General features: G+C 72.1%; 21 protein-coding genes and 2 tRNA genes. 6 read left to right on the top strand and 17 right to left on the bottom strand.

The genetic code is table 11. From position 1 onward, the window contains the following. Positions 1-6: 6 nt before the first annotated feature. Positions 7-1,233, bottom strand: coding sequence for an NAD(P)/FAD-dependent oxidoreductase (locus KB893_RS01260; RefSeq protein WP_213173332.1), 1,227 nt, complete (start codon positions 1,231-1,233; stop codon positions 7-9). Between the two features lie 170 nt (positions 1,234-1,403). Between KB893_RS01260 and KB893_RS01255 the strand changes: the two genes are divergently transcribed. Both KB893_RS01255 and KB893_RS01250 read left to right on the top strand, forming a co-directional pair. Continuing rightward, positions 1,404-2,633, top strand: a complete 1,230-nt coding sequence (locus tag KB893_RS01255) for an ATP-binding protein (RefSeq protein ID WP_213173331.1) — start codon at positions 1,404-1,406, stop codon at positions 2,631-2,633. After that, complete coding sequence (locus KB893_RS01250; RefSeq protein WP_213173330.1) at positions 2,630-3,211, top strand: response regulator transcription factor; 582 nt, start codon at positions 2,630-2,632, stop codon at positions 3,209-3,211. Before KB893_RS01255 ends, KB893_RS01250 begins: the two co-directional genes overlap by 4 nt. A 127-nt stretch (positions 3,212-3,338) precedes the next feature. Here KB893_RS01250 and KB893_RS01245 read toward each other — a convergent pair. The 5 genes from KB893_RS01245 to ppsR form a co-directional block, all read right to left on the bottom strand. Further along, positions 3,339-3,414 (bottom strand) — tRNA-Glu (locus tag KB893_RS01245). 22 nt (positions 3,415-3,436) lie between these two features. Then, a tRNA-Ala gene (locus tag KB893_RS01240) sits at positions 3,437-3,512 on the bottom strand. A 222-nt stretch (positions 3,513-3,734) separates the two neighbouring features. Next, positions 3,735-5,075 (bottom strand): two-component system sensor histidine kinase NtrB, encoded by a 1,341-nt coding sequence (locus tag KB893_RS01235; protein ID WP_213173329.1) that lies wholly within the window; start codon positions 5,073-5,075, stop codon positions 3,735-3,737. 151 nt (positions 5,076-5,226) lie between these two features. Then, complete coding sequence (locus KB893_RS01230) at positions 5,227-5,721, bottom strand: DUF1249 domain-containing protein (RefSeq protein ID WP_211928001.1); 495 nt, start codon at positions 5,719-5,721, stop codon at positions 5,227-5,229. 93 nt (positions 5,722-5,814) lie between these two features. Then, positions 5,815-6,636, bottom strand: a complete 822-nt coding sequence (gene ppsR, locus KB893_RS01225; protein WP_211928002.1) for a posphoenolpyruvate synthetase regulatory kinase/phosphorylase PpsR — start codon at positions 6,634-6,636, stop codon at positions 5,815-5,817. 284 nt (positions 6,637-6,920) lie between these two features. Here ppsR and ppsA point away from each other — a divergent pair, with 284 nt between their 5' ends. Further along, positions 6,921-9,305, top strand: a complete 2,385-nt coding sequence (gene ppsA, locus KB893_RS01220; protein ID WP_213173328.1) for a phosphoenolpyruvate synthase — start codon at positions 6,921-6,923, stop codon at positions 9,303-9,305. Positions 9,306-9,393: 88 nt separating this feature from the next. Beyond that, entirely contained in the window at positions 9,394-10,320 is a 927-nt protein-coding gene (locus KB893_RS01215; protein ID WP_211925880.1) for a mechanosensitive ion channel family protein, read from the top strand. 24 nt (positions 10,321-10,344) lie between these two features. On the opposite strand, the gene orn is transcribed toward KB893_RS01215, so the two are convergent. After that, positions 10,345-10,920: an oligoribonuclease gene (orn, locus tag KB893_RS01210; RefSeq protein WP_211925881.1), complete on the bottom strand. Its 576-nt coding sequence runs from the start codon at positions 10,918-10,920 to the stop codon at positions 10,345-10,347. A gap of 61 nt (positions 10,921-10,981) precedes the next feature. Here orn and KB893_RS01205 point away from each other — a divergent pair, with 61 nt between their 5' ends. Then, complete coding sequence (locus tag KB893_RS01205; protein WP_211925882.1) at positions 10,982-11,476, top strand: DUF2721 domain-containing protein; 495 nt, start codon at positions 10,982-10,984, stop codon at positions 11,474-11,476. Between the two features lie 10 nt (positions 11,477-11,486). On the opposite strand, the gene tadA is transcribed toward KB893_RS01205, so the two are convergent. From tadA to KB893_RS01165, 8 genes are all read right to left on the bottom strand, one after another. After that, the gene (tadA, locus tag KB893_RS01200) at positions 11,487-11,969 is read right to left on the bottom strand and encodes a tRNA adenosine(34) deaminase TadA (protein WP_338026827.1); all 483 of its coding nucleotides are present in this window, start codon (positions 11,967-11,969) and stop codon (positions 11,487-11,489) included. Between the two features lie 71 nt (positions 11,970-12,040). Continuing rightward, positions 12,041-12,550, bottom strand: coding sequence for a cupin domain-containing protein (locus KB893_RS01195; protein WP_211925883.1), 510 nt, complete (start codon positions 12,548-12,550; stop codon positions 12,041-12,043). A 97-nt stretch (positions 12,551-12,647) separates the two neighbouring features. After that, the gene (locus KB893_RS01190) at positions 12,648-14,645 is read right to left on the bottom strand and encodes a protein-L-isoaspartate(D-aspartate) O-methyltransferase (RefSeq protein WP_211925884.1); all 1,998 of its coding nucleotides are present in this window, start codon (positions 14,643-14,645) and stop codon (positions 12,648-12,650) included. A 173-nt stretch (positions 14,646-14,818) separates the two neighbouring features. Continuing rightward, entirely contained in the window at positions 14,819-17,791 is a 2,973-nt protein-coding gene (locus KB893_RS01185) for an FAD-binding and (Fe-S)-binding domain-containing protein (protein ID WP_213173327.1), read from the bottom strand. Further along, the gene (locus KB893_RS01180; protein WP_211925886.1) at positions 17,788-18,888 is read right to left on the bottom strand and encodes an enolase C-terminal domain-like protein; all 1,101 of its coding nucleotides are present in this window, start codon (positions 18,886-18,888) and stop codon (positions 17,788-17,790) included. The genes KB893_RS01185 and KB893_RS01180 overlap by 4 nt, the downstream gene beginning before the upstream one ends. An 11-nt stretch (positions 18,889-18,899) precedes the next feature. Further along, positions 18,900-20,672: a thiamine pyrophosphate-requiring protein gene (locus KB893_RS01175; RefSeq protein WP_211925887.1), complete on the bottom strand. Its 1,773-nt coding sequence runs from the start codon at positions 20,670-20,672 to the stop codon at positions 18,900-18,902. Positions 20,673-20,791: 119 nt separating this feature from the next. Next, positions 20,792-21,883 carry a catalase family protein gene (locus KB893_RS01170; RefSeq protein ID WP_211925888.1) on the bottom strand — a complete coding sequence of 364 codons (1,092 nt, stop codon included), beginning with the start codon at positions 21,881-21,883 and terminating at the stop codon, positions 20,792-20,794. A gap of 73 nt (positions 21,884-21,956) precedes the next feature. Further along, the gene (locus KB893_RS01165; RefSeq protein WP_211925889.1) at positions 21,957-22,307 is read right to left on the bottom strand and encodes a hypothetical protein; all 351 of its coding nucleotides are present in this window, start codon (positions 22,305-22,307) and stop codon (positions 21,957-21,959) included. 318 nt (positions 22,308-22,625) lie between these two features. On the opposite strand from KB893_RS01165, the gene KB893_RS01160 reads away from it, so the two are divergent. Further along, complete coding sequence (locus KB893_RS01160) at positions 22,626-23,114, top strand: hypothetical protein (RefSeq protein ID WP_211925890.1); 489 nt, start codon at positions 22,626-22,628, stop codon at positions 23,112-23,114. Positions 23,115-23,234: 120 nt separating this feature from the next. Here KB893_RS01160 and KB893_RS01155 read toward each other — a convergent pair whose 3' ends face one another. Then, a complete protein-coding gene (locus tag KB893_RS01155) occupies positions 23,235-23,399 on the bottom strand; it encodes a hypothetical protein (protein ID WP_211925891.1) in 165 nt (54 codons plus the stop codon). 133 nt (positions 23,400-23,532) lie between these two features. Continuing rightward, the gene (locus tag KB893_RS01150; protein WP_211925892.1) at positions 23,533-24,135 is read right to left on the bottom strand and encodes a cyclodeaminase/cyclohydrolase family protein; all 603 of its coding nucleotides are present in this window, start codon (positions 24,133-24,135) and stop codon (positions 23,533-23,535) included. Between the last annotated feature and the right edge of the window lie 239 nt (positions 24,136-24,374).

Below are 24,374 nucleotides of genomic sequence, written 5' to 3'. Positions count from 1 at the left end.
CTCGGGTCAGACCAGGTCCTTGAGCGCCATCGCCGGGTCGCCCAGCTTCTGCGGATCGGGGCGGGCGCCCTCGGTGACCATGCGCCGCGCCAGCGCGAACTCCTGCGGGCGGTTCACCGCGTCGGCGGCGACGACGACGCCGTCGCGCAGGTGGAACTGCACGAAGGCGCGCTCGCCCATGTCGCCGCGCAGGACGATGCGGTCGTGGCCCTCGGCGAGACCCACCATCTGCAGCTTGAGCTCGTACTGGTCGGACCAGAACCAAGGCACCGCGCGGTATTCGGCCGGCTTGCCGCAGATCAGCGCAGCGGCCACGCGGGCCTGCTCCATCGCGTTGGGGACCGATTCCAGGCGCATGCGGCGGTCGTAGCGCGCGTTGTGGTGATGGCTGCAGTCGCCGATGGCGAGGATGGCGGGATCGGAGGTCCGGGTCGCGCTGTCGACGACGATGCCGTCGGCGACCTCGAGCCCGGCCGTCTCCGCGAGTTCGGTATTCGGGACGATGCCGATGCCGACCACCACCAGGTCGGCATCGATGCGGCTGCCGTCGGCCAGCACCACCGTCTCGACCCGCTCCGCACCCTCGAAGGCATGGACTCCGAGCCCGAGCCGCACGTCGACGCCACGCTCGCGGTGCAGGTCGAGGTAGAACTGCGACAGCGCCGGCGAGGCCACCCGCGGCAGCACGCGCGGCGCGGCTTCGACGACCGTCACCGAGAGGCCGTGCTGCACGGCCACGGCGGCGGTCTCCAGGCCGATGTAGCCACCGCCCACCACCACCAGCCGGCGGCCCGGGACGAAGTCGGCGCGCAGGCGCAGCACATCGTCGATGCCGCGGATGCCGTGCACGTTGGGGCGGTCGGCGCCGGCGATCGCCAGCCGCCGGGCATGGCCGCCGGTGGCCAGAACCAGTGTCGAGTACGGCAGCGCGCGACCGTCGTACAGCCGCACGCTGCGGGCCTCGCGGTCGATGGTCTCGACGCCGACGCCGGTCTGCACCTCGATGTCCAGCTTCGCGTACAGCGCCGCCGGCTTGATCTCCAGCGACTCCGGCGCCGCGTCGCCGGCGAGGAAGGTCTTGGACAGCGGCGGGCGCCGGTACGGCAGCCAGCGCTCGTCGCCGACCACGACGATGCCGCCGGCATGGCCCTGGGTGCGCAGCGAGGTGGCGAGCTCGCTTCCCGCCTGCCCTGCCCCGACGATCACCACGCCCGGTTCGTTCGCTGCGCCCATGCCCTGCCTGCTCCTCGCCGTCATGCCGGCGCCCATGGTCGCATGCCGCAATGAAGTCGCGGTCGAGCTGCGCCGCGCCGGCGGGCGGCGTCGCCGGCCGCCTGGAATGCGGAGGCCGCTGCGACATCCGGTCGCAGCATGACCGTGGCGCCGCGCCCTATCCTTGTCCGATGTCCGCCCGCCCGCTGACCTTCCTGCACGTGCTCTGCGACCTGCGCTGGATCGCGGTGGCCGGGCAGTCGGCGACGGTGCTCGCGGTGGTGCACCTGCTCGGGGTGCCGCTCGACGAGGCGCCCTTGTGGGGCGGCATCGCCGTGCTCGCAGCCTTCAACCTGTACGCGCGCTGGCGCGCCGCGCGGGTGACCGAGGCCACATCACTGGAGATCCTCGGCCACGTCGCCGTCGACGTGCTGGTCCTTGCCTGGCTGGTGGCCTGGAGCGGCGGCGTCGGCAACCCCTTCAGTTCGCTGTTCCTGTTGCCGCTGGCGCTGGTCACGCTCGCCCTGCCCCCACCCTGGGCGTGGGCGACCGCGGTCCTGTGCATCGGCGGCTATGTCGCGTCGGCGCTGCTGGGACGGCCGCTGCCGCATGTGCACGGCGTCGACGGAACCACCTACGACCTGCATCTGTGGGGCATGGCGGCGAACTTCGGCGTGTCGGCGGGATTGATGCTGTACTTCTTCACCCAGCTCGCCGACGCGCTGCGCCGGCGCGAGCAGGAACTGGCCCGCCTGCGCGAGCAGTTCGCGCGCAACGAGGGCATCGTCGCGCTCGCCACGCACGCGGCCTCCGTCGCGCACGAGCTCAACACGCCCCTGGGCACCCTGACCCTGATGCTCGACGAACACCTCGAGCGTGCGCTGCCCGAGGACGTGCTCGAGGACACGCGGGCGATGCGCGGCCTCGTCGACGTCTGCCGCGACCGCGTCCGCGATCTCGTGCGGGCGTCCGACCCGGACCGCGCCGACGTCGACCTCGAACAGCTGATCGCGCGCTGGCAGCTGGTGCGGCCGACGATCGAGCTGCATCGGGAGGGCCCGCAGGCCGCGGCCACGACGGTCGATGCCGGCATCGGCCACCTGCTGCAGGCGCTGCTCAACAACGCCGCCGACGCCAGCGAGCGCGCCGGTGCGACGCGCGTCGACCTCCTCCTCCAACTCGACGACCGCGGCCTGCGCGGCGAGGTCCGCGACTACGGCAGCGGCTTCGCGCTGGCCGAGCCATTCCTGCCCGGGCGCCTGTTCCGCAGCACCAAGCCGCACGGCATGGGCGTGGGGCTGGCGCTCTCGCACGCCACCGTCGAGCGGCTCGGCGGCGAACTCGCGATGGAGCCCGCCGACGGCCGCGGCGTGCGCGTGCGCTTCTCGATCCCCGCCGGCGTGCGGCCGGTGGCGCCATGAATCCCGCCCCCCGCAGGCAGGGCCTGCTGGTCGACGACGACCCGCTGTACGCGCGCACGCTGCAGCGTGCGCTGGAGCGGCGCGGGCTGCAGATCGCGGTGGCCCACGATGTGGTGCAGGCCACCGCGCTGGCCGAGGCGCTGCGGCCGGACTTCGCCCTGGTCGACCTGAAGCTCGGCGCGGAGTCCGGATTGAGCCTGGTCGCGCCGCTGCGCGCGCTGCGCGCCGACATGCGCATCCTGCTGGTCACCGGCTACGCGAGCGTGGCGACGGCAGTGGAGGCGATCAAGCGCGGCGCCGACAACTACCTGCCCAAGCCCACCACGGTCGAGACGATCCTGCGCGCGCTCGCCGATGACGAGGGCGAGGCCGACGGCGAGACCGGCGTGGAGGTCGAGGAGACGATGACGCCCCTGAGCCGCCTGGAGTGGGAGCACATCCAGCAGGCGCTGCAGGACAGCGGCGGCAACATCTCCGCCGCGGCGCGCCTGCTCGGCATGCACCGGCGCTCGCTGCAGCGCAAGCTGGCCAAGCGTCCCGGCCGTGAACGGCCGCTGGCGCCGGACGCGCACGGCTGATCCCGAGCTCGCGGCGCCACGCCGTCTGCTGGCAACGGACGGCTTCGACCACTCCGGACGACCCGGGAGACCGGAAACCGGGCAAACGAAAAGGCCCGCGTCGAGCGGGCCTTTTCGTCACTTCTGATGGCGTCCCCACGGGGATTCGAACCCCGGTCGCAACCGTGAAAGGGTTGTGTCCTAGGCCTCTAGACGATGGGGACGGATCCGGATTCCAGTTTGAAGTGGTGGAGCCAGGCGGGATCGAACCGCCGACCTCTACAATGCCATTGTAGCGCTCTCCCAGCTGAGCTATGGCCCCACGTGCTGGAAAGACGATCATCTTAGGCTGGGCCTGCCGATCCGTCAACAGATTTTCGCGAGATTGGCGATGTTGCCTGCATGGCGAATCGATGCGGATCCGCGTCGACCGCAGCACCGGGACTGCGCACCGGTCGCGGCCCGCGATGCGATCGATGCGCGTCGCTCTCGGGCGGTGGAGCCGCGGAGGCATGCGGCCCTGGTTGGATCCGCCGCAGCGTGCCTAGGCGGCATCCAGCCCGCTGTCTTCGGCGACCGTCTGCTCGGCGGCGGTCTCGCAGGCTTCGGCCTCGAACACGCGCGGCAGGTAGAGGTGCACGGTGGTACCGACGCCGACCCTGCTGTCGAGCTCCACGCGACCGCCGGCTTCCTCGACGAAGGCCTTGACCTGGGCGAGGCCGAGCCCGCTGCCCTTGCCGATCATCTTCGTCGTGAAGTACGGCTCGAACAGCCGCGGCCGGATCTCGTCCGGGATGCCGGTCCCGGTATCGGCGACGCTGACCTGCACGTAGCCGGCCGGCGTCGTCTCGCAGCGGCCGCAGACCCGCGTGCGGATGGTGATCGTGCCGCCGGCTTCCATGGCGTCGCGCGCATTGATCGCCAGGTTGAGCAGGGCCCGCTGCAGCAGGTGGACGTCGATGCAGGCGATCGCCTGCTCGTCGCAGCAGTCGATCCGCAGTTCGTGGGTGCGCGGCAGGGCGAGCTTGAGCAGCTCCGATGCATCGGTGACGCAGGTGCGCACGTCGATGCCCTCCACCGCGTGGACCTGCTCGCGCGCGAACCCGAGCAGGCGCTTGGTCATCAGCGCACCCTGCTCGCCCGCGGCGAGCGCCATGCGGATGAGGTCGCGGCTGCGCTCGTCGCCCTCGGCGACGCGCTTTTCCAGGATCCACAGCCCGTTGAGCATGAGCTGCAGGATGTTGTTGAAGTCGTGGGCGAGGCCGTTGGTGAGCTGACCGATGATCCGCTCCTTCTCGACCTGCTCGTCGAGGCGCGCGGTCACCCGGCGGACGGACTCGCTCAGCGATGCGTCCGCCGGCGCAGCATCGCCCTGCCCCGCCGCGGCGGTCTCCGGAAGCGGGCCTGCCGACCAGGCCGGGCGCGATTCGGCCAGGCGCAGATGCAGCTCCGAGCCGTCGCTGCGGTGCAGCGCCTCGTTGAGCCGGGCCAAGGCCTCGGTGGCCTGCACCTCGGCGGTGACGTCGTGGGCGATGCCCAGCAGGCGCTGGCCCTCCCCGGTCGGGAACGGCGCGATGACGACGTCCCACCAGCGCGGCGTGCCGCGGCAGGTCGGACCGAACGCGCGGAAGCTGGCGGTGACGCCGTCGGCTGCCTTCGCCACCGCCTCGCGCGCCTGCGCGCGTCCGCCCTCCGGCCACAGGTCGATCCACGACCGGCCGCACAGCACGTCGCCGTCGCCGGCTTCGAGCGCCTTGCGTCCGTTCTCGCTGATGAACAGGATCCGGCCGTCGAGGTCGAGCTCCTTGACGCAATCCTGGCTCGCCGCCAGCAGGCTGAAATAACGGCCGTCCGGGGCCGGATGATCGGCGTTCTGCGACACCATGGTGGCCCCTCCCGGGGCACTTGGGGAGGACGCGATCATTGCGCCCTCACGCTGCGGATCATCGCAGATGGGCGACGCCCTTGCATCCAGGAGATCCACCGCGCGGGCGGCCGTCAAGCGGCTGCAGCGGCGCGGATCGCGGGCCCGGGCCTCAGACCGCGATCGCGGGCGCGTCTTCCTCGTCGGCCGGGGCCAGGTTGAGCGTGTAGGCGCCATGCCCGCGCTCGGCCAGATAGGCCAGCCACTTGCCGAGGAAGGTGTTCATGCGCAAGCGGTGGTCGAACACCACGCGGTTGGGCGGGTGCAGGCCGATGACGTCCTGCCAGCGGCGGCCCACGTAGCAGTGCGTGGCCTCGGTCTGACGCGCGTCCAGGTAGTGCCGGAGATGCGCGGAGGGATCCGGCGCCCCGGTGACCGGGTCGGCAAGGGCGTAGCTCAGGGTCAGCTCGAGCGTGTACGGATGCCGCTCGAGCACGTCCAGGCGCAGGTCGAGCCCGTCGCCGACGCGCGAGAGGTAGCGCCCCGGCGCGAGCGAGGACGGATCGAACATGCGGGTCAGGCGCTGGTGGTTCTCCGCGTACAGGCCCATGAGCCAGGCGAACTTGCCGTGGCGGGCGGGTAGCGGTGGGCGTGCGGCAACGAGCATGGAAGGATGCTATCGGCTGCCGTTGCGCACGCGCAATGCGCGCAGGCGCGTCGCGTCCCGGCAGGTTCAGCCGCGGCGTGGACCGCTGCCGCCTCAGAACAGATGGCGGTGGATGCCGAGGCTCGACAGCACCTTGCTCGCGATCTCCTCGATCGAGGTATGCGTGGTATTGAGGCTCGACAGCCCGGCATTGCGGAACAGCAGTTCCGCCGCCGCGACCTCGCGCCGGCACTGGTCGGGCTCGGCGTAGCGGCTGTTCGGGCGGCGCTGCTGGCGGATCTGCGCCAGGCGCACCGGATCGATGGTCAGGCCGAAGAGCTTGCGCCGGTGCGCACGCAGGCGCTTGGGCAGCATGGTCGATTCGAGGTCGTCGTCGGTGAGCGGATAGTTCGCCGCGGCCACGCCGTAGTGCAGCGCCATGTACAGGCAGGTCGGCGTCTTCCCCGAACGCGACACGCCGACCAGGATGAGGTCGGCCTCGTCGTAGTTCACGTCGACGCCGTCGTCGTGGCTCAGCGCATAGTTGGTGGCCTCGATGCGGCGCTCGTAGGCGGCGAAGTCGACCAGGCCGTGGGCCTGGCCGACCCGCGGCTGCGACTTGACCCCCAGCTCCTGCTCCAGCGGCGACAGGAACGGCGCGAACACGTCCAGCATCAGCGCACCGCTCTCGGCCAGCAGCGCGCTGAGATGGCCGTCGAGCACCGTGTTGACGACGATCGGGCGCTGCCCCGAGGCCTCGCCGGCCTGGCGGATGCGGATCGAGGCCTGGCGGGCGCGGGCCTCGGCGTCGATGAAGGCGATGCGGTGGCTCTCGAAGGCGACGTCGCCGAACTGGGTCAGCAGGCTGTGGCCGATGGTCTCGGCGGTGATGCCTGTGCCGTCGGAGCAGTAGAACACCTGGCGCGGTCTGGTCATGGATCGGACTTTCCGGGACGTGGCGTGACGGCGTCTTGACCGCACCGCGGCAAGACTTGGGACCGGTCGCGCCGGACCCGTCTGCTATGCTGTGAAGGCGCGCCGCATCATACGGTGTCGCGACTGCCGCAGAGCGTTCGGGAACCCACTCCACCCATCAGGCCCTGCCTTTCGTTCGGAACTCCGGTCGGAAAACGGCAGCGCCTTCGCCCGGGTCGGTCGGGGTCGCCAGCGCCTGCATGCGGTCGGTGCGGCGCTGGATTTCCCCTCGACTCAGGAGCGTCATGAACGCGCACGTCCTCTGGCTGCACGAACTCCGTCTCTCCGACCTGGCCCAGGTCGGCGGCAAGAACTCCTCGCTCGGCGAGATGATCGGCGAGCTGGCCAACCTCGGGGTGTCGGTCCCCGGCGGCTTCGCGACCACGGCCGATGCCTTCCGCGAGTTCATCGAATTCGAGGGCCTGTCCGGGCGCATCTTCGACCGCCTCGGCACGCTCGACACCGAGGACGTCGATGCGCTCGCCCGCGCCGGCGAGGAAATCCGCGGCTGGGTCATCGACGCGCCGCTGCCGCAGGGCCTGGAGACCGCGATCCGCAACGGCTACGCCCGCCTCTGCGAGGAGGCCGGCGGCAACGAGGTCTCGGTCGCGGTGCGCTCCTCGGCCACCGCCGAGGACCTGCCCGACGCCAGCTTCGCCGGCCAGCAGGAGACCTTCCTCAACGTGCGCGGCGCCGACGACGTCCTGCGCCAGGTCAAGGAGGTGTTCGCCTCGCTCTACAACGACCGCGCCATCGCCTACCGCGTGCACCACGGCTTCAAGCACGAGGACGTGTTTCTCTCGGCCGGCGTGCAGCTGATGGTGCGCTCCGACGTCGGCGCCTCCGGCGTGCTGTTCACCCTCGACACCGAGTCGGGTTTCCGCGACGCGGTCTTCGTCACCGCCAGCTACGGCCTCGGCGAGAACGTGGTCCAGGGCGCGGTGAACCCGGACGAGTTCTACGTCTACAAGCCCACGCTGCGCGAGGGCAAGCCGGCGATCCTGCGCCGCCAGCTCGGCTCCAAGCAGATCCGCATGGTGTATTCGGACAAGCCGGGCGAGCGCGTGCGCAACGAGGACACGCCGGCCGAGCTGCGGCAGAAGTTCGCGATCTCCGACGAGGACGTCCACGAACTCGCGCGCCAGGCGCTGACCATCGAGCAGCACTACGGCCGGCCGATGGACATCGAATGGGCCAAGGACGGCGAGACCGGCCGCATCTACATCGTGCAGGCGCGCCCGGAGACGGTGAAGTCGCGCTCGAACGCACAGAAGATCGAGCGCTTCCGCATGAAGCAGCGCGGCGAGGTGGTGGTCGAGGGCCGCGCCATCGGCCAGAAGATCGGCGCCGGCGCCGCCAAGGTGATCCGCAGCCTCAAGGACATGAACCGCGTGCAGCCGGGCGACGTGCTGGTCGCCGACATGACCGATCCCGACTGGGAGCCGGTGATGAAGCGCGCCTCGGCGATCGTCACCAACCGTGGCGGCCGCACCTGCCACGCGGCGATCATCGCGCGCGAGCTCGGCGTGCCGGCGGTGGTCGGCTGCGGCAACGCGCTGGACCTGATCGAGGACGGCGCCGAGGTCACGGTGAGCTGCGCCGAGGGCGACACCGGCTTCATCTACAAGGGGCGCCAGGACTTCGAGGTGGTCACCGCCGACCTCACCGACATGCCGCCGGCGCCGCTCAAGATCATGATGAACGTGGCGAACCCGGAGCGCGCCTTCGACTTCGCCATGCTGCCGAACAAGGGCGTGGGCCTGGCGCGCCTGGAGATGATCATCGCCAGCCACATCGGCGTGCACCCGCGCGCGCTGATGGAGTACGACCGCCAGGACGCCGAGACCCGCCGTCGCATCGACGAGCGCATGGCCGGCTACTCCGACCCGGTGGGCTTCTACGTCGACCGCCTCGCCGAGGGCATCGCCACCATCACCGCGGCCTTCGCGCCGGAGCCGGTGATCGTGCGCCTGTCGGACTTCAAGTCCAACGAATACGCCAACCTCATCGGCGGCGAGAAGTACGAGCCCGAGGAGGAGAACCCGATGATCGGCTTCCGTGGCGCCAGCCGCTACGTGAGCCCGTCGTTCGAGGCCGCCTTCGAGCTCGAGTGCCGCGCGATGCGCAAGGTCCGCGAGACCATGGGCCTGGCCAACGCCTGGGTGATGATCCCGTTCGTGCGCACCCTCGACGAGGGCCGTCGCGTGGTCGAGGTGCTGAAGAAGTACGGCCTCGAGCAGGGCAAGGACGGCCTGAAGGTCATCATGATGTGCGAGGTGCCCTCCAACGCGCTGCTGGCCGAGGAGTTCCTGGAGATCTTCGACGGCTTCTCGATCGGCTCCAACGACATGACCCAGCTGACCCTGGGCCTGGACCGCGACTCCAGCATCGTCGCCGAGCTCTTCGACGAGCGCGACCCGGCGGTCAAGAAGATGCTGGCGATGGCGATCGCCGCGGCGAAGAGGAAGGGCAAGTACGTCGGCATCTGCGGCCAGGGCCCGAGCGACCATCCAGATCTCGCCGAGTGGCTGCTCGAGCAGGGCATCGAGTCGATGTCGCTCAATCCCGACACCGTCGTCGACACCTGGCTGCGCCTGGCCAAGCTGCAGGCGGCCGGCGCCGGGACCTGATCCCGCCCGCCCACCACCACCCTGCCTCCGCGAGCGCCCCGTCCGACGGGGCGTTCGCACGTCTGCCCTACCCGATCGAGAGAGCGCCATGACCACCTTCACCACCCGCCTGCCCGCCGGCTGGGAAAGCCGCCTGATGGACTTCGGCCTGCACCTCCTCGCCGCGCTCGCGATCCTGCTGGTCGGCATCTGGCTGGCGCGCGTGCTCGCGAACTCGGTGCTGCCGCGGGTGATGGAGCGCGCCGGCTTCGACGTGATGCTGAGCTCGTTCCTGCGCAACGTCGCCTACGTGGTCGCAGTGATCCTGGTGATCGTGACCGCGCTGACCGCGATCAAGGTGCCGATGACCTCGCTGGTCGCGGTGCTGGGCGCCGCCGGCCTCGCAATCGGCCTGGCGCTCAAGGACTCGCTGTCCAACATCGCCGCGGGCGTGATGCTGGTGACCCTGCGCCCGTTCCGCAGCGGCGACGTGGTCACCGTCGCCGGCCAGACCGGCAGCGTGCAGCAGGTGCGCATCTTCCAGACCGTGCTGAGCGGGCCGGACATGCAGACCTTCACCATCCCCAACAACCTGATCACCGCATCGCCGATCGTGAACCTGACCGCCAACCCGACGCGGCGCATCGAGCTTGTGATCGGCATCGGCTACAAGGACGACATCGAGACCGCGCGCCGCGTCGCGCTCGACATCATCGCCGCCGACGAACGCGTGCTGGCCGAGCCGCCCGCGGACGTCGTGGTCTACGCGCTCAACACCAACAGCGTCGACCTCGGCATCCGCTGCTTCGTCAACAAGGCGGACTGGTTCCCGACCAAGGTCGCGCTGACCGAGCGCATCAAGGTCGCCTTCGATGCGGCGGGCGTGAGCATCCCGTTCCCGCAGCGCGACACGCACCTGTACCTGCACAACGCCGACGGCGGCCCGGTCACGCTGGAGAACTTCATGGCGCAGTCCGGCGACGCCGGTCCGTCGCCGGCGCCGCAACAGCCGCGCCTCCCGCCCGAGGCGGGCTGACGACGCCGCATCCGCGCGGGGGGCTCAGGCCCCCGGCAGGCCCCCGATCCGACCCATGAACGGGCGGTAGTGCCGCAGTTCGGCGATGGAGTCGTGGACGTCGCTCAGCGCGGTGTGCGCCGAATCCTTGGAATAGCCCTTGGCGATGTCCGGGGCCCAGCGCCGCGCCAGTTCCTTGATCGTGGACACGTCCAGGTTGCGGTAGTGGAACCAGCGCTCCAGGCGCGGCATCAGCCGGTAGAGGAAGCGGCGGTCCTGGCAGATGGAGTTGCCGCACATCGGCGACCGGCGCTCCGGCACCCACTGCGCGAGGAAGTCGAGCGTCCGCGTCTCCGCCTCGATCATCGACACCTCGGACTCGAGCACCCGCTGCCACAGGCCGGAACGGCCGTGCTGGTTGCGGTTCCACTCGTCCATCGCCTCCAGCCGCTCCAGGGGATGCCGGATGGCCAGCTCCGGACCCTCGGCGACGACGTCGAGGTCGCGGTCGGTGACGACGGTGGCGATCTCGAGGATCGAATCGGTATCCGGATCCAGCCCGGTCATTTCCAGGTCGATCCAGATCAGATGGGTGTCGCTCGAGATGATGGGATTGCTCATGCGGTCGCGGTGGGAGGCGTGGTCACGCATCATACGGCCTCCTTCCCCGCCGAGTGCCCCGGTGCCCCTTCCCAGCGCGATGGATGCCTCCCACTACTCGGTCGTCTCGGCGATGATCACGCCGGCGTTCTTCCTCACCGCGACCGCGGGCCTGCTCGCCTCCTGCAACTCGCGGCTCGCGCGCGTGGTCGACCGCGCCCGCCTCGAACTGGCGCGCCTGGTCGAGGAACCGCAGGGGCCGCGCCGGGTCGAGCTGGAGACGCGCATGGCGGTGAGCCGGCGCCGCTGCACCCTGGTGCTGAGCGCGCTGCGCCTGCTCTACGGCGCGCTGAGCGCCTTCGTCGGCACCAGCCTCGCCATCGCCGTCGATGCCCTGCTCGGCTACCGGATCGCGTTCATGCCGACGGTGCTCGCGGTCGTCGGCGGCCTGCTGATGCTGGCCGCCTCGGTCTACCTCGGCCGCGAGGCGCATCTGGGCCTGCGCATGCTCGACCGCGAGATGGACGAGGAGATCGCGCGCGATCGACAGCCGCAGGCCGAGGCGCGCGCCGACTGAGCGCCGGGTGTCAGCCTGGCGTGCGTGCGCCGCGCTTGCGGCGGAAGTAGCTGCGCAGACGCTCCCCCGCCTCGTCGCCGAGCACCCCGCCGCTGACCGAGGGCCGGTGGTTGTGGCGCGGGTCGGCGAGCAGGTCGAAGACACTGCCGGCCGCGCCGGTCTTGGGATCGGCCGCGCCGTACACGACGCGGGCCACGCGCGCGTGGATCATCGCCATCGCGCACATGGCGCAGGGCTCGAGGGTGACGTAGAGGGTGCAGCCGACCAGCCGGTGGTTGCCCAGGCGCATGCCGGCCTGGCGCATCGCCACGATCTCCGCATGCGCGGTCGGGTCGTGCTCGGTGATGTTGCGGTTCCAGCCTTCGCCCAGCAGCCGCCCGCCCGCGTCGACGACGAGCGCGCCGACCGGGATCTCGTCGTCCTCGCGCTCGGCGCGCGCGGCCAGCGCCAGTGCATGGCGCATCCAGCGCTGGTCGTCGGGATCGGGATGCACGGCGCGGTCCGGCACGAAGGGCGCGCATTCTAGCGCGGCATCGCCGTGGGGTACCCCCGAAACGGGCTGCGTCAACGACGCCACAGCCGCGGCAGCGCGCCGTCGCGTCCTGCGACCGGGTCGCTGTCGGGGAAGTCCAGCGCGGCGATCCGCGCGCGCATCGCCGGATCGGGCGCCTGCCTGCAGATGTCGAAGTCCTGGCCCGGCGGATAGGCGCCGACGACGAGGAAATCCGCGGTCGCGTCCACGCGGCAGTGCCCGGTGCCGGCCGGCAGCACGACGACGTCGCCCGCGGCCAGCGCGACCTCCTCGCCGCCGGGGCCGCCGAGCACGACCCGCGCCGATCCCGCGGCGATGCCCAGGACCTCGTGCGCGGTCGAGTGGTAGTGGTGGTAGTCGAAGATGCCGTCGCGCCATTGCGGCGGCCAGCCGTTCGCGGCGAAGCGCTCCTCGCAGGCCCGTGCGCAGGCCTCGCCCGGCGGCGCGCCGACGGCGCCGCGGTACAGCAGCACCGGCAGCGACGGATGGTTGGGCACCCAGTCGTGCGGCGCCAGGCGCAGGGTCTCGGGCTCGTCGCTCATGGCGCAACTCCGCTGGCAGGGCGGCGGTCAGCCTGGCCGACGCGGCGTCCAGGCCGCATGAGGCGACGGCCGCCGCCAGGGCCCTCGCGCGCCGCGCTCACAGCCCGAACGGCCAGGTCTCGGGCGCGCCTTCGCCGGCGTGCTGCGGGCCGAGCGGCGTCACCGCCCGGGTCTCGTCGAACCAGACCCAGGCGTCGAACTGCTGCGGCAGCGAGGCTTCCGCATAGTGGCTGTGGAGCTCGGTGGCCGGCCGATAGATCACGCCGATGAAGCGCTCGAGCCGCGATTCCAGCAGGCGCCGGCGCAGCGGCTCGTGCACGTCGCGGCGCAGGTCGAGCAGGCCGAGGGCGATGCCCGCATCGTGGAACAGGCGCTCGACGCTGTCCGCCCGCGACGGCCGCACGCGCATGACCTCCATCTCGCCGTCCCAGTCGCTCGCCGCGGCGACCGTGCCGGCGTGGGTGCCGAAGCCGATCAGCGCGGCCTCCTCGCCGAAGTGTTCGCGGCAGAGCTGGCCGATGTTGAGCTCGCCGCGCATCGAGCCCATCTCGGTGTGGCGCGCATCGCCGATGTGCGAGTTGTGCGCCCAAACGATCGCCTTCGACTGCGGGCCGTGCGCGTCGAGCAGATGCTCGAGCGTCTCGAACATGTGCGTGTCGCGCAGGTTCCAGCTCTCGGCGCCGCCGTAGTACATGACCCGGTAGTAGCGCTCGGCGGATGCGACGAGACGCGCGTTCTGCGCGGCGTCCAGGAAGCGCTCGCCGTCCTCGCCGGCGTAGTCCAGCTGCCGGGCCAGGAGCTCCTGGCACTGGCGCACGACGTCCCGCTCGCACTTCTCGTAGCCGCCGCGCAGCACCGCCCGGCCGTAGGTCGAGGGCTCCTTCTGCCAGGGCGTCAGGCAGCCGTAGCGCTCGCGCGCGACCTTCGCGGCTTCCGGATCGACGCTGTCCAGGTACTCCAGCACCGCGCCGATCGACGCGGCTATGCTGTACATGTCGAGGCCGTAGAACCCGGCCTGGCGCTCGCGCCCGCGGCCGGCGTTGTGCGCGTGCAGCCAGCCGATGAGGCCGAGCACGTCGGTGTTGCGCCACATCCAGGTCGGGAAGCGCTGGAACACCGGCCCGGTCGCGCGGCGCGGCGGCAGGTGGCGGACGTGGCGGTTGAGCGCGGCGGCGTCCGGCCAGTCCGCCTCCACCGCGACGATGGTGAAGCCGTGGTGCTCGACCAGGTGGCGGGTGATCGCCGCCCGCGCCTGGTAGAACTCGGAGGTGCCGTGGCTGGCCTCGCCCAGCAGCACCACGCGGCGTCCGGCGAAGCGTTCGAACATGCGCCCGAATGCGGGATCGTCCGGGTCCGGCAGCGGCTCCATGGCCTCGGCGACGAGCGCGGACAGACTGCGTCCGCGCGACTGCCCGGGGACGTGGCTGCTGGCCGCGCGGCTGCCGTCCTCGGCCCAGCCGTGCTCGCCGACCAGCGGCACGAACATGACGCCGCCCAGGTCCTCCTCCTCGTACTCGTCCTCGCCGCGGCGGGTGATGCGCAGCAGGCGCTGCGAGCGCTCCTCGTCGCCGACAGGGATGACCAGGCGGCCGCCGATGGCCAGCTGCGCGCGCAGCGCCGCAGGCGTGGCCGGTGCGCCGGCGGCCACCAGGATCGCGTCGAACGGCGCCGCCTCGGCCCAGCCGCGCGTGCCGTCGCCGACGCGCAGTTCGATGTTGCGGTAGCCCAGCCGCCCGAAGCGCCCGCGTGCGGCCTCGCCGAGCGAGGCGTGGCGCTCGATCGCGTGGACCGTGCCCGCGATGCGGCTCATCACCGCCGCGGCATAGCCGGAGCCGGCGCCGACCTCCAGCACCCGCGTGCCCGGCTCGAGCCTGCCGGCCTCGATCATCAGCGCGACGATGTAGGGCTGCGAGATGGTCTGCTGCTCGCCGATCGGCAGCGGCGTGTCGTCGTAGGCGAACTCCTCGAAGCCGGGGTCGACGAAGGCATCGCGGGGCACCGTGCGCATCGCCTCGAGCACCCTGCCGTCGCGCACGCCGCGCGCCGCGAGCTGGCTCTCCACCATGCGTCGGCGCGCCTCTGCGGGATGGATCATCGCGGAGCTCCTGGACGGGGATCGCCGCTGCTTGTTTCCATGCGTCCGCGCCGGGGGCGACGACGGTCGCGGGAGCCGCCGCGCACCGGGGACGCGCCGCCGGGGGCGGCGGACCAGACTCGGGCGCATGCGGTCGAGACCGCGTCAAGCGGGCGCGGAGGCGCCCGGACGGCTCACCCGTCGCGGTTCCGCTCGCGCTCCGGATTGCGGCGGGGGCCGGCGATGGCCATGTCCAGGACCTCGGCCAGCGTCAGCGGCAGGCCGCCGGTCGCCTGCCGGATCTGTTCGCGGCAGGAGAAGCCGTTGGTGATCACCAGCGTGTCCGCATCGGCCCCGCGCAGCGCGGGCAGCAGCTGGAGCTCGGCGATCTTCTGCGACACCGGGTAGCTCCCGGCGCGGAAGCCGTAGGTCCCGGCCATGCCGCAGCAGCCGGCGTCGAGCAGCTCCGCCTCGATCCCGGCCCGCGCCAGCACGCGCATCTGCGCACCGGTGCCGATCACCGCGTGGTGATAGCAGTGCGCATGCACCAGGGCGCGCCGCGCCAGGCGCGACGGCTGGAAGCCGTCGCGGTCGAGCAGCTCGCCGAGCAGCAGGCTGGCGCCGGCGAGACGGTGCGCGCGCTCGTCGCCGGGAAACAGCGCGGGCAGTTCGTCGCGGAAGCTGGTGACGCAGGCCGGCTCCAGGCCGACCAGGTCGGCGCCCTCGCGCAGATCGTCCTCCAGCGTGTCGAGCACGTCGCCGAGCTGGCGCCGGGCGAGCTCGAGCATCCCCTCCGCGTACAGCGGCCGGCCGCAGCACAGCGAACGCGCCGGCAGGCGCACCGCGTAGCCGGCCGCCTCCAGCACCCGGGTCGCCGCCTGCAGTCCCGCGGGCTGGAAGAAGTTGCCGAAGGTGTCCGGCCACAGCACCACCGGCCGCCCTCCGGGATTGCGCGTACCGCGGCGGCGGAACCAGGCGACGAAGGTCTCCTCGGCATAGGCCGGCATCTCGCGCTCGGTGGCGATGCCGCCGATGCGCTTGATCAGGGTGCCGGTCGCGCGCCCGCGCAGCAGGCCGTTGGCAAGCCGCGGCATGCGTGCGGCCAGGCGGCTCCAGTACCAGATCAACCCCATCGAGTAGGCCGAGCGCGGACGCAGCCGGTGGCGGTAGTGGCGGGCCATGAACTCGGCCTTGTAGGTGGCCATGTCCACGTCGACCGGGCAGTCGCGCTTGCAGCCCTTGCAGGCCAGGCACAGGTCGAGCGCCTCGTGCACCGCCTCGCTGCGGAAGCCGTCGGCGATCGGGCCGCCCTTGACCATCTCGAACAGCAGCCGCGCGCGGCCGCGGGTCGAATGCTTCTCCTCGCGGGTGGCGCGGAAGCTCGGGCACATCACTCCGCCGCTGTCGTTGCGGCAGTTGCCGATGCCGACGCAGCGGTTCACCGCCCCGGCGAAGCTGTGCCCGTCCTCGGGATAGTCGAAGTAGGTGCGCAGCAGCGGCGGGTGGTGGTCGGGCCCGCTGCGCAGGTTCATGGTCATCGGGAAGGGATCGATCACCTTGCCCGGGTTCATGCGCCCATCCGGGTCCCAGATCGACTTGAACTCGCGGAAGGCCTCGACCAGCTCGGGCCCGTACATCCGCCCCAGCAGCTCCGCGCGCACCTGGCCGTCGCCGTGCTCGCCGGAGAGCGAGCCGCCGTGGCGCACCACCAGGTCGGCCGCTTCCTGCATGAAGGCGTGCCACTTGCGCACCCCGTCCTCGGTGTCGACCTGGAAGTCGATGCGGCAATGGATGCAGCCGTCGCCGAAGTGGCCGTAGACCGCGGCGTCGTAGCCGAACTGGTCGAGCAGCGCGCGGAAGTCGCGCAGGTAGGCGCCGACATGGTCGGGCGGCACCGCGGCGTCCTCCCAGCCCGGATGCGAGGGGCGTTCGCCGGGCACGTGGGCGGTGGCGCCGAGGCCGGATTCGCGCAGCAGCCACAGATCCTGCTGCGCGTCGGGATCGACGAAGAGCTTCATCGACGGCGCGTCGTCGGCGCCCTCCAGCGTGGTCATCAACCGGCGCGCGTGGGCCTCGGCCTCCTCCGGGGTGCCGCCGCCGAACTCCACCAGCAGCCAGCCGTCGCCCGCCGGCAGCAGCGCCCGCTCCTCGGTGTGCATGCCCTTCTTGCGCATGCCGGCGACGAGATGGCGGTCGATGCCCTCCAGGCCCACCGGCCGCGCGGCGAGCACCTGCGGCACGTGGTCGCCGGCATGGAAGACGTCCGGGTAGCCCAGCACCAGCAGCACGCGCGCCGGCGGGCTCGGCACCAGCTCGAGCTCGGCGGCGAGGATGGTGACGCAGGTGCCCTCGCTGCCGACCAGGGCGCGGGCGACGTTGAAGCCGTTCTCGGGCAGGAGCTGGTCGAGGTTGAAGCCGGACACGCGCCGCGGGATCTGCGGGACGCGCTCGCGCACGAGCCCGGCATAGCGGTCGCGCAGGTCGCGCAGGCGCGCGTAGATCTCGCCGCGGCGGCCGCCCGCGGCGACGATCCGCTGCAGCTCGTCCTCCGGCGTCGGCCCGACCCGCATGCGCAGGCCGTCGTAGGTGAGGATCTCCAGCGCGTGCACGTTGTCCGCGGTGCGCCCGCCCATCACCGAATGCACGCCGCAGGAGTTGTTGCCGAGCATCCCGCCGATGGTGTTGTGCGCGTGCGTCGCCGGGTCGGGGGCGAAGGTCAGGTGGTGTTCCTCCGCCGCCTCGCGCAGCCAGTCGAGCACGCAGCCCGGCTGCACCCGGGCGCGGCGTGCCCCGGCGTCGACGCCGAGCACGCGGTTGAGGTGGCGCGAGAAGTCGACCACCACCGCCACGTTGCAGCACTGCCCGGCGAGGCTGGTGCCGCCGCCACGCGGCAGCAGCGGCGCGCCCGCCTCGCGGCAGGCGGCGACCAGTTCCACCACCTCGGCGTCGGACTCTGGCCAGGCCACCGCGATCGGCACCTGGCGGTAGAGCGAGCCGTCGGTCGCGTAGAGCGCGCGCGCGCCGGCGTCGAAGCGCACCCGGCCCGGCAGGCGCGAGTCCAGGCGCTCGCGCAGGCGCTGCACCACGGCCGCCGGCACGAACGGCGGCCCGGTACGCAGGCGCTGGGCGCCGGTGGGGTCGGTGGCGACGGGGGCGACCCGGGTCATGGGGTGATCCGGTAGCGATCGGCGGCGTCCGTACGCAGCGCCAGCCCGTGCCCGGGGCGGCCGCGGTCGACGCACAGAACCCCGTCGACGGGCGCGGCGACGCCCTCGAGGAGCATGGACTCGATGCGCACGTGGTCGTGGAAGTACTCCAGGTGCGCCAGCCGCGGCGCGGCCGCGCAGACCGGCACGTGCACCGCCGGTGCGCAGTGCGCCGACAGCGCGATGCCATGCGCCTCGCACAGCGCCGCCGCCTGCAGGAAGCCGGTGTAGCCGCAGCGCGTGGCGTCGGCCTGCAGCACGTCGACCGCACCGGCCTGGAGCATGCCGCGGAAGTAGCGCGCGTCCCAGCCGTATTCGCCGGCGGCCACCCGCATTCCGGCCGGCATGCGATCGCGCAGCCACGCCAGTCCCGCGGGATCGTCGGAGGTCACCGGCTCCTCGAACCACTCGACACCCTGCTCGGCGAAGTCGTGCGCAGCGGCGAGTGCCTGCTGGCGGTCGAGGGCGCCGTTGGCGTCGACCATCAGCGCCACCCCGGGCCCTACCGCCTCGCGGGCGATGCGCACCCGCGCCGCATCGCGCGCCGGCTCGGCGCCGACCTTCATCTTCACCGCGCGCAGGCCCTCGCCCGCCCAGCCGCCGAGCTGCGCGGCGAGGCGCGCGTCGTCGTAACTGGTGAAGCCGCCGCTGCCATACAGCGGCACCGCCTCGCGCACCGCGCCGAGAAGGTCCGCCAGCGACACGTCCAGCAGGCGCGCATGCAGGTCCCAGAGCGCCTGGTCCACCGCCGCCACCGCCATCGTCCCGAGGCCCGGTCGGCCGATGTTGCGCAGCGCGGCGTTCATCCGCAGCCACAGGGCGGCGCGTTCGCGCACCGGCTGGCCCAGGACCAGCGGCGCGAGGGTGTCGCGCACCAGGACCTCCGCGGCATGCGCCTGGGTATAGGTGTAGCCGAGCCCGGTGCTGCCGCCGGCATCGAGCTCGACGACCAGCATCTCCGTCGTGTCCCACGCGAAGCTGCCGTCGGCTTCCGGCGCATCCGTGGCGATGCGCAGGCCGTGCAGGCGCAGGTCCTCGATGACGGCCGCGGCGGACATCGGCCGCGGCCTCAGCTGGAGAACATCTGCTTGATGCTCTGGCGGATCACGCCGGCCCGGTCGGGGTCGTCCTTGAGCATCGAGCTCATGTAGGCCCTGGCCTGCGTCCAGGTGATGTGCGGCGGCAGCGGCGGCACGTCGGGATCGGCCTGGAACTCGATCAGCACCGGCCGGTCGCTGCGCCAGGCCTCCTCCCAGGCGCCGGCGATGTCCTGCGCCCGCTCCACGCGGATCCCGCGGAAGCCCAGCAGCTCCGCATAGCGCGCATAGGGGAACGGGATCACGTCCTGGGCCGGGGCGAACTTCGGGTCGCCGGCGAGCGCGCGCTGTTCCCAGGTGACCTGGTTGAGGTCGTTGTTGACCAGTACCAGCACCACGAAGCGCGGGTCCTTCCAGCGCTGCCAGTACTCCTTGACGGTGACCAGCTCGGCGTTGCCGTTCATCTGCATGGCGCCGTCGCCGACCATCGCCAGCACCGGGCGGTCCGGATAGGCCATCTTCGCGGCGATCGCATACGGCACGCCGCTGCCCATGCTCGCGAGCTTGCCCGACAGCGAGCCCTTCATCCCGCGGCGGATGCGGATGTCGCGTGCGTACCAGTTGGTGTGGGAGCCGGAGTCGCCGCAGAGGATGGTGTTGTCCGGCAGCCGCGGCGAGAGTTCCCAGAACACGCGCTGGGGATTGATCGGCTCGGCATCCTCCATCGCCTTGGCCTCCATGTTCTTCCACCAATCAGCAACCCAGCCCTCGATCCTGCGCCGCCAGCCGTCGTCGGTCTTCTTCGTCAGCCGCGGCAGCAGGTCGCGCAGCACCTGCCCGGCGTCGCCGATCAGGTTGACCTCGCTCGGATAGCGGATGCCGACGTTGCGCGGCTGCAGGTCGATCTGCACCGCGCGTGCCTGCCCTTCCTCGGGCAGGAACTCGGCGTACGGGAAGGTGGTGCCGATCATCAGCAGCGTGTCGCAGTGCTGCATCAGCTCCCAGCTCGCCTTGGTGCCGAGCAGGCCGATCGAGCCGGTCACCCAGGGCAGGTCGTCGGGCAGCGCGGCCTTGCCGAGCAGCGCCTTGGCCGCGCCGGCGCCCAGGCGGTCGGCGACCTCGATGATCTCGTCGGTGGCGTCCAGGCCGCCCGCGCCCACCAGCAGCGCGACCCTGCTGCCCGAATTCAACACCTCGGCGGCGTGGGCGAGATCGTCCTCGCTCGGCCACGGGTTCGGGCGCACGTAGCCCACGCTCGAGAAGTTGGTGCCGTGGGTGCGCGGCGGCGACGGCACCGCCTCGAGTTCCTGCACGTCGTTGGGCACGATGATGCAGCTTACGGTGCGTTCGGCCGCGGCGATGCGGAAGGCGGAGTCGATCACGTGCCGCGCCTGCGCGGGGGTGACAATCATCTGGCTGTAGGCGGCGACATCCTTGAACACCGACAGCAGGTCGACCTCCTGCTGGAACTGGCTGCCGATCGCGCTACGCGCCTGCTGGCCGACGATGGCGACCACCGGCACGTGGTCCATCTTCGCGTCGTAGAGGCCGGTGATGAGATGCAGCGCGCCGGGACCGGAGGTGGCCATGCACACGCCGACCTCGCCGGTGAACTTGGCGTGCGCGCCGGCCATGAACGCCGCCATCTCCTCGTGCCGCACGCGCACGTACTCGAAGCGCTCGGCGGCGCGCCCCATCGCGCCCATGATCCCGTTGATGCCGTCCCCGGGGTAGCCGAAGATGCGCCTGACGCCCCATTCGGTGAGACGTTCGAGCAGGTAGTCGCCGACTGTCGCTTTGGCCATGGGAAGCTCCATGCAGGCAGCGGCCGGGCGAGGTCCGTCGAGGCGGGCCGCGGACTGCCGCTGCGATCGAGGGACCCCGGATGCTGGGACGGGCGCCGTCCCCGCACCGTGAACCGGGTTCAGCCCTGCGGCGGCGCCACCCGCGGTTCGCGGATCGGGCACCCGTTGTGCTCCGCACGGAAACCCGCCGACATCTCGTAGGCGGGCCTGCGCGACCGCATCACGCCGCCGAGCGGCCGGTGCGCGGCGATGCCATGCCAGGGGCTGAAGGCCATGCCGTCGTCGATGCGGGCCGCACGCTCCGGGTTCCAGGCATCCTGCGCCGGGACCTCGATGCGGGCGACGGTGACGTAGGGGCTCGCGTCCTCCGGCCAGACGGCCGAGGCGTCCTCGATCGGCATCGTCTCCGGGTCGGTGGCAAGCTGGACCCGCACCTCCCATGCCCCGCCCTGCTCCGCGAAATAGGCGCGTACCGCTTCGCGGATCCCGTCCGGCCTGCCCTTCAGATCCAGCGGCGCATCGGTGAGCGCGGTCAGCGCCGGCGCCACCGGCGCGACGCTGAGCTTGGCGTAGTACGGCCCGTAGAGGATCGGCACCGCCGTGTAGAAGGTCTCGCCCAGGATGTGCGTCTCGGGGTGGCCGCCGAGGCTCTTCAACGCCGCGCTCTCGCCGCCGACCGCCTCCACCGCGCGCTCCACCCCGCGCAGCACCGCCGACAGCGCCCGCTTCGACCGCGGTGCCCGATCGGTGGTCCTGGCCAGCAGTTTCAGGTTCTTCAGGAAGGCCTTCGGCGTCGCCGCGCTGAAGGCCGGCGCGTTGATCATGACGAAGTCCTGGGTGCTGGCGTCGGCGCTGCCCGGCAGGCGTTCGCCGTCGACGCCGACGAGCTTCAGCGCCAGCCCGCGCGGGGTGGAGACGTTGTCGTCGAGAATGTCGCCGGGGTTGGTCGAGAACCGCAGCACCACCGGGTAGTCGCGCGGCCTGGCGAAGACGCCCTGGGCGTACTCGGGCGGCAGGTCGTCGCGGACCCGCAGCCTGCCCTCGAGCAGGCCGTGGCTCTTGGCGTGCACGCTGCGCACGGCGTGGCCGTAGTCGCTCCAGGTGGTCTCGATGATCTCGCGGAAGCCGGCAACGAGTTCGGCGGTGGTCTCGGCCTCGTCGTCGGGGACGGCTTCGAGGGCGGGGTCGAACAGCAGGGGGCGGGGCGACATGCGGGCTCTCCAGCTGGCGTGCGGATGGCGCACCGACTCTCCACCTGCAGGGTGAAGCGGGCGTGCCGGCGGTTCAGGCCGCGGGGTCGTCGCCGTCCTCGACGAACTCCTCGAGCGCGATCCGCCGCTGCGGTGCGCCTTCGACGTCCACCTGGTCGCTGACGTCCGGCAGGCTGGTGAACTGCCCGTCGAGGAACACGAACGTCAGCTCGTCCTCGAGGCGCCGCAGTACCGCGTCTTCGCCGTCGAGCCCGTCGGCGCCGGACTTGTCGCCGTCGAGCACGTAGCCGAAGCGGCCGTCCTCCTGGCGCAGCCCGCCGAGATCGACCAGATGCCCGTCCGGGTTGCGCGCGTAGATGCGCCGGTTCGCGAGATAGAGGGTGAAGTGCTGCAGGTTGCTGCGGTCGGTGTTGGCGTTGGCCATGGACGTGCTCCGGGACTGGGTCGCAACGACGCTACCGTGGGCAGCGTCAGCGTCGGATCCACGCGAGGGTCATCCGCGCCCCGCGTCCGGCTCACCGCACGCGCACGGACGCACCGCTAGTGTCGCGGGTCGCGCCCGCCGCGCCCCGAGAGGCCCGGCGCCGGGGCCGCGCCGCCGGCAGCCCGTATGCCCGGGACGGCCGGCCGGAGCGCCGACACCGCGCGCGCCCACCTCGCCGGAGTCGAGCCGGGCCACGGGCAGATGTTCGGTATGGAAGGCGGCGGGCCCTTCGACCCCGTGAAACAGCAGAGGCCGCCGATGAGCGACAGGACCGAGATCCCCCCGCTCGACCTGATGAAGTTCTACAGCGCCGAGATCGAGCACGAGAGCCAGCTCGCGGCGAGCCGGATGAACTCGCTGCTGAGCTCGCAGTCGTTCCTGGTGATCGCCTACGCCTCGGCCATGTCGGCCTCGGAAGGCCGCTGGGGCAGTCTGTTCCCGATCCTGCTGCCGCCGGCGCTGGCGGTGCTGGGCATCGTCCTGGTCCTGCTGGCGCGGCCGGGCATCCACGCCGCCTACGCGCTGGTGGGCCGCTGGCGCGACCGCTTCGGCGAGCTGCTCGACCGCCACCCCGAACTCGGCGCCTACACGCTGGGATTCGGGGAAGGCACCTTCCGCGATGTCGTCCACCGCCGGCGCGAGGGCGCGCTGTTCGCCAGGCGCGCGCCGGTGGTGTTCCTCGTCGCCTGGTCGCTGTTCCTGGCCCTGCCGGTCGGCCTGCACGTCGAGGCCCTCCTGCGCGGCTGAGGGCGACGCTTGTTCCAGCGCACGGAATCCGTCCCCTTCCTGGCGGGCGGATGCCGGGACGGGGCCGCGCGCAGCGCGCGCGTTGCGGGCGTCCCCGAAGCACAGGCGACGGCGCCGCCCCTACTTCGGCGGGAGGTGGCCGTGGCGGATGCCCTCCTCGCGTTCGGTCTCGTCCTCCTCGATCCCGTCGCTGTGCTGGCGGCCGGGGTGCGGGCCGGGGATCGGGTCGTTGCTGCGCGGGTCCATGTCCGAGGGCGGGATCGGACCGTTCGGCGAAGGCGTCATGACGGGCTCCGGGCGGTGCGGTCCCGCGAGGATCCGCGCATACCGCTCAGGAGGGCGCGAAGAGGTGCGCAGCGACGGGAGCCGCCGCTCGCGGCGTTAGCCGCGGCCTGCGGCCCGCCACCGCACCTGGGGGTCAGCGAGCCGTGTCGGTCAGCAGCGCCTGGAGTTCGCGCATCCGCGCCTGCGCATCGTCCCGCAGGCGATCCCGCGCCTGCAGCGCCTCCGCGCGCGCCCGCGCATCCTGCAGCGCGGGTGCGTCGGCCTCGACGTTGACGAGCACAGCACGCAGGCCCGCGTCGAGCAGCAGCGCCCCGGCGTGGACGTCGCTGCGCAGGGCCGCCGCGCACAGCGGCCATGCCGCGAGCGCGAGGCCCAGACCTTCGAGGCAGGCGTGCGCGGTCGCCAGCGGCACCGCACACGCGTTGCGGTGCGCCTGGCCTTCCGCACCCGTCACGTCCGCATCGTCGGCGCGCAGGTGACGCGCGAAGGCGCGCACGTCCTCGTCGGCGTAGGCACCCAGGCGCTCGAGCAGGGTCTGCGCGTGGCCCGCGAGGCGCCCGCGCGAGGCATCGGCGCCGTGCCGGTCGCTGATGCGCAGGGCCTTGATCACCAGGGCGAGGCCGAGGTCGGCCGCCACCGCCGCGACCGCGCCGCAGCCGGGCGTGGGCGCGTCGCCGGCGACGGCGGCACGGAAGCCGTCCAGACCCTGGCCCCAGATTCCCGCATCGCCTGCCATCCGCCGTACCCGCCGAAGAAGAGGCACCGACGATGGCTGTCGTGGGGCGATGCGGATGTGGATGCCGATGCGATGTGGATGTGGATCGGACCGCACCCACCCGGAGGCGGAACAGGCCTCCTGTAAGAGGGGGCTTCAGCCCCGACGGCCCGCCGCTGCGGACACGCCCGTTCGGGGCTGAAGCTCCTACCTACAGGGGAGGCCGGAGCGGAGCGGTCGCGGCCGAAGCCGCGCCCGAC

It is taken from the genome of Coralloluteibacterium stylophorae (assembly GCF_018122625.2).
In the GTDB taxonomy this organism is placed as follows: Bacteria; Pseudomonadota; Gammaproteobacteria; order Xanthomonadales; family Xanthomonadaceae; genus Coralloluteibacterium; species Coralloluteibacterium stylophorae.
Note: the sequence above shows the minus strand (reverse complement) of the source record. Positions and strands in the feature narration are given on the sequence as shown.

What these genes read in the sequence shown, in the direction of transcription:
- KB893_RS01255 (WP_213173331.1), top strand. Translation starts at nt 1,404, where the DNA reads ATGTCCGCCCGCCCGCTGACCTTCCTGCACGTGCTCTGCGACCTGCGC.
- KB893_RS01230 (WP_211928001.1), bottom strand. Translation starts at nt 5,721, where the DNA reads ATGCTCGTTGCCGCACGCCCACCGCTACCCGCCCGCCACGGCAAGTTC.
- KB893_RS01175 (WP_211925887.1), bottom strand. Translation starts at nt 20,672, where the DNA reads ATGGCCAAAGCGACAGTCGGCGACTACCTGCTCGAACGTCTCACCGAA.
- KB893_RS01170 (WP_211925888.1), bottom strand. Translation starts at nt 21,883, where the DNA reads ATGTCGCCCCGCCCCCTGCTGTTCGACCCCGCCCTCGAAGCCGTCCCC.
- KB893_RS01195 (WP_211925883.1), bottom strand. Translation starts at nt 12,550, where the DNA reads ATGAGCGACGAGCCCGAGACCCTGCGCCTGGCGCCGCACGACTGGGTG.
- KB893_RS01165 (WP_211925889.1), bottom strand. Translation starts at nt 22,307, where the DNA reads ATGGCCAACGCCAACACCGACCGCAGCAACCTGCAGCACTTCACCCTC.
- KB893_RS01260 (WP_213173332.1), bottom strand. Translation starts at nt 1,233, where the DNA reads ATGGGCGCAGCGAACGAACCGGGCGTGGTGATCGTCGGGGCAGGGCAG.
- KB893_RS01180 (WP_211925886.1), bottom strand. Translation starts at nt 18,888, where the DNA reads ATGTCCGCCGCGGCCGTCATCGAGGACCTGCGCCTGCACGGCCTGCGC.
- KB893_RS01150 (WP_211925892.1), bottom strand. Translation starts at nt 24,135, where the DNA reads ATGGCAGGCGATGCGGGAATCTGGGGCCAGGGTCTGGACGGCTTCCGT.
- orn (WP_211925881.1), bottom strand. Translation starts at nt 10,920, where the DNA reads ATGAGCAATCCCATCATCTCGAGCGACACCCATCTGATCTGGATCGAC.
- KB893_RS01215 (WP_211925880.1), top strand. Translation starts at nt 9,394, where the DNA reads ATGACCACCTTCACCACCCGCCTGCCCGCCGGCTGGGAAAGCCGCCTG.
- ppsR (WP_211928002.1), bottom strand. Translation starts at nt 6,636, where the DNA reads ATGACCAGACCGCGCCAGGTGTTCTACTGCTCCGACGGCACAGGCATC.
- KB893_RS01160 (WP_211925890.1), top strand. Translation starts at nt 22,626, where the DNA reads ATGAGCGACAGGACCGAGATCCCCCCGCTCGACCTGATGAAGTTCTAC.
- KB893_RS01235 (WP_213173329.1), bottom strand. Translation starts at nt 5,075, where the DNA reads ATGGTGTCGCAGAACGCCGATCATCCGGCCCCGGACGGCCGTTATTTC.
- ppsA (WP_213173328.1), top strand. Translation starts at nt 6,921, where the DNA reads ATGAACGCGCACGTCCTCTGGCTGCACGAACTCCGTCTCTCCGACCTG.
- KB893_RS01190 (WP_211925884.1), bottom strand. Translation starts at nt 14,645, where the DNA reads ATGATCCATCCCGCAGAGGCGCGCCGACGCATGGTGGAGAGCCAGCTC.
- KB893_RS01250 (WP_213173330.1), top strand. Translation starts at nt 2,630, where the DNA reads ATGAATCCCGCCCCCCGCAGGCAGGGCCTGCTGGTCGACGACGACCCG.
- KB893_RS01155 (WP_211925891.1), bottom strand. Translation starts at nt 23,399, where the DNA reads ATGACGCCTTCGCCGAACGGTCCGATCCCGCCCTCGGACATGGACCCG.
- KB893_RS01185 (WP_213173327.1), bottom strand. Translation starts at nt 17,791, where the DNA reads ATGACCCGGGTCGCCCCCGTCGCCACCGACCCCACCGGCGCCCAGCGC.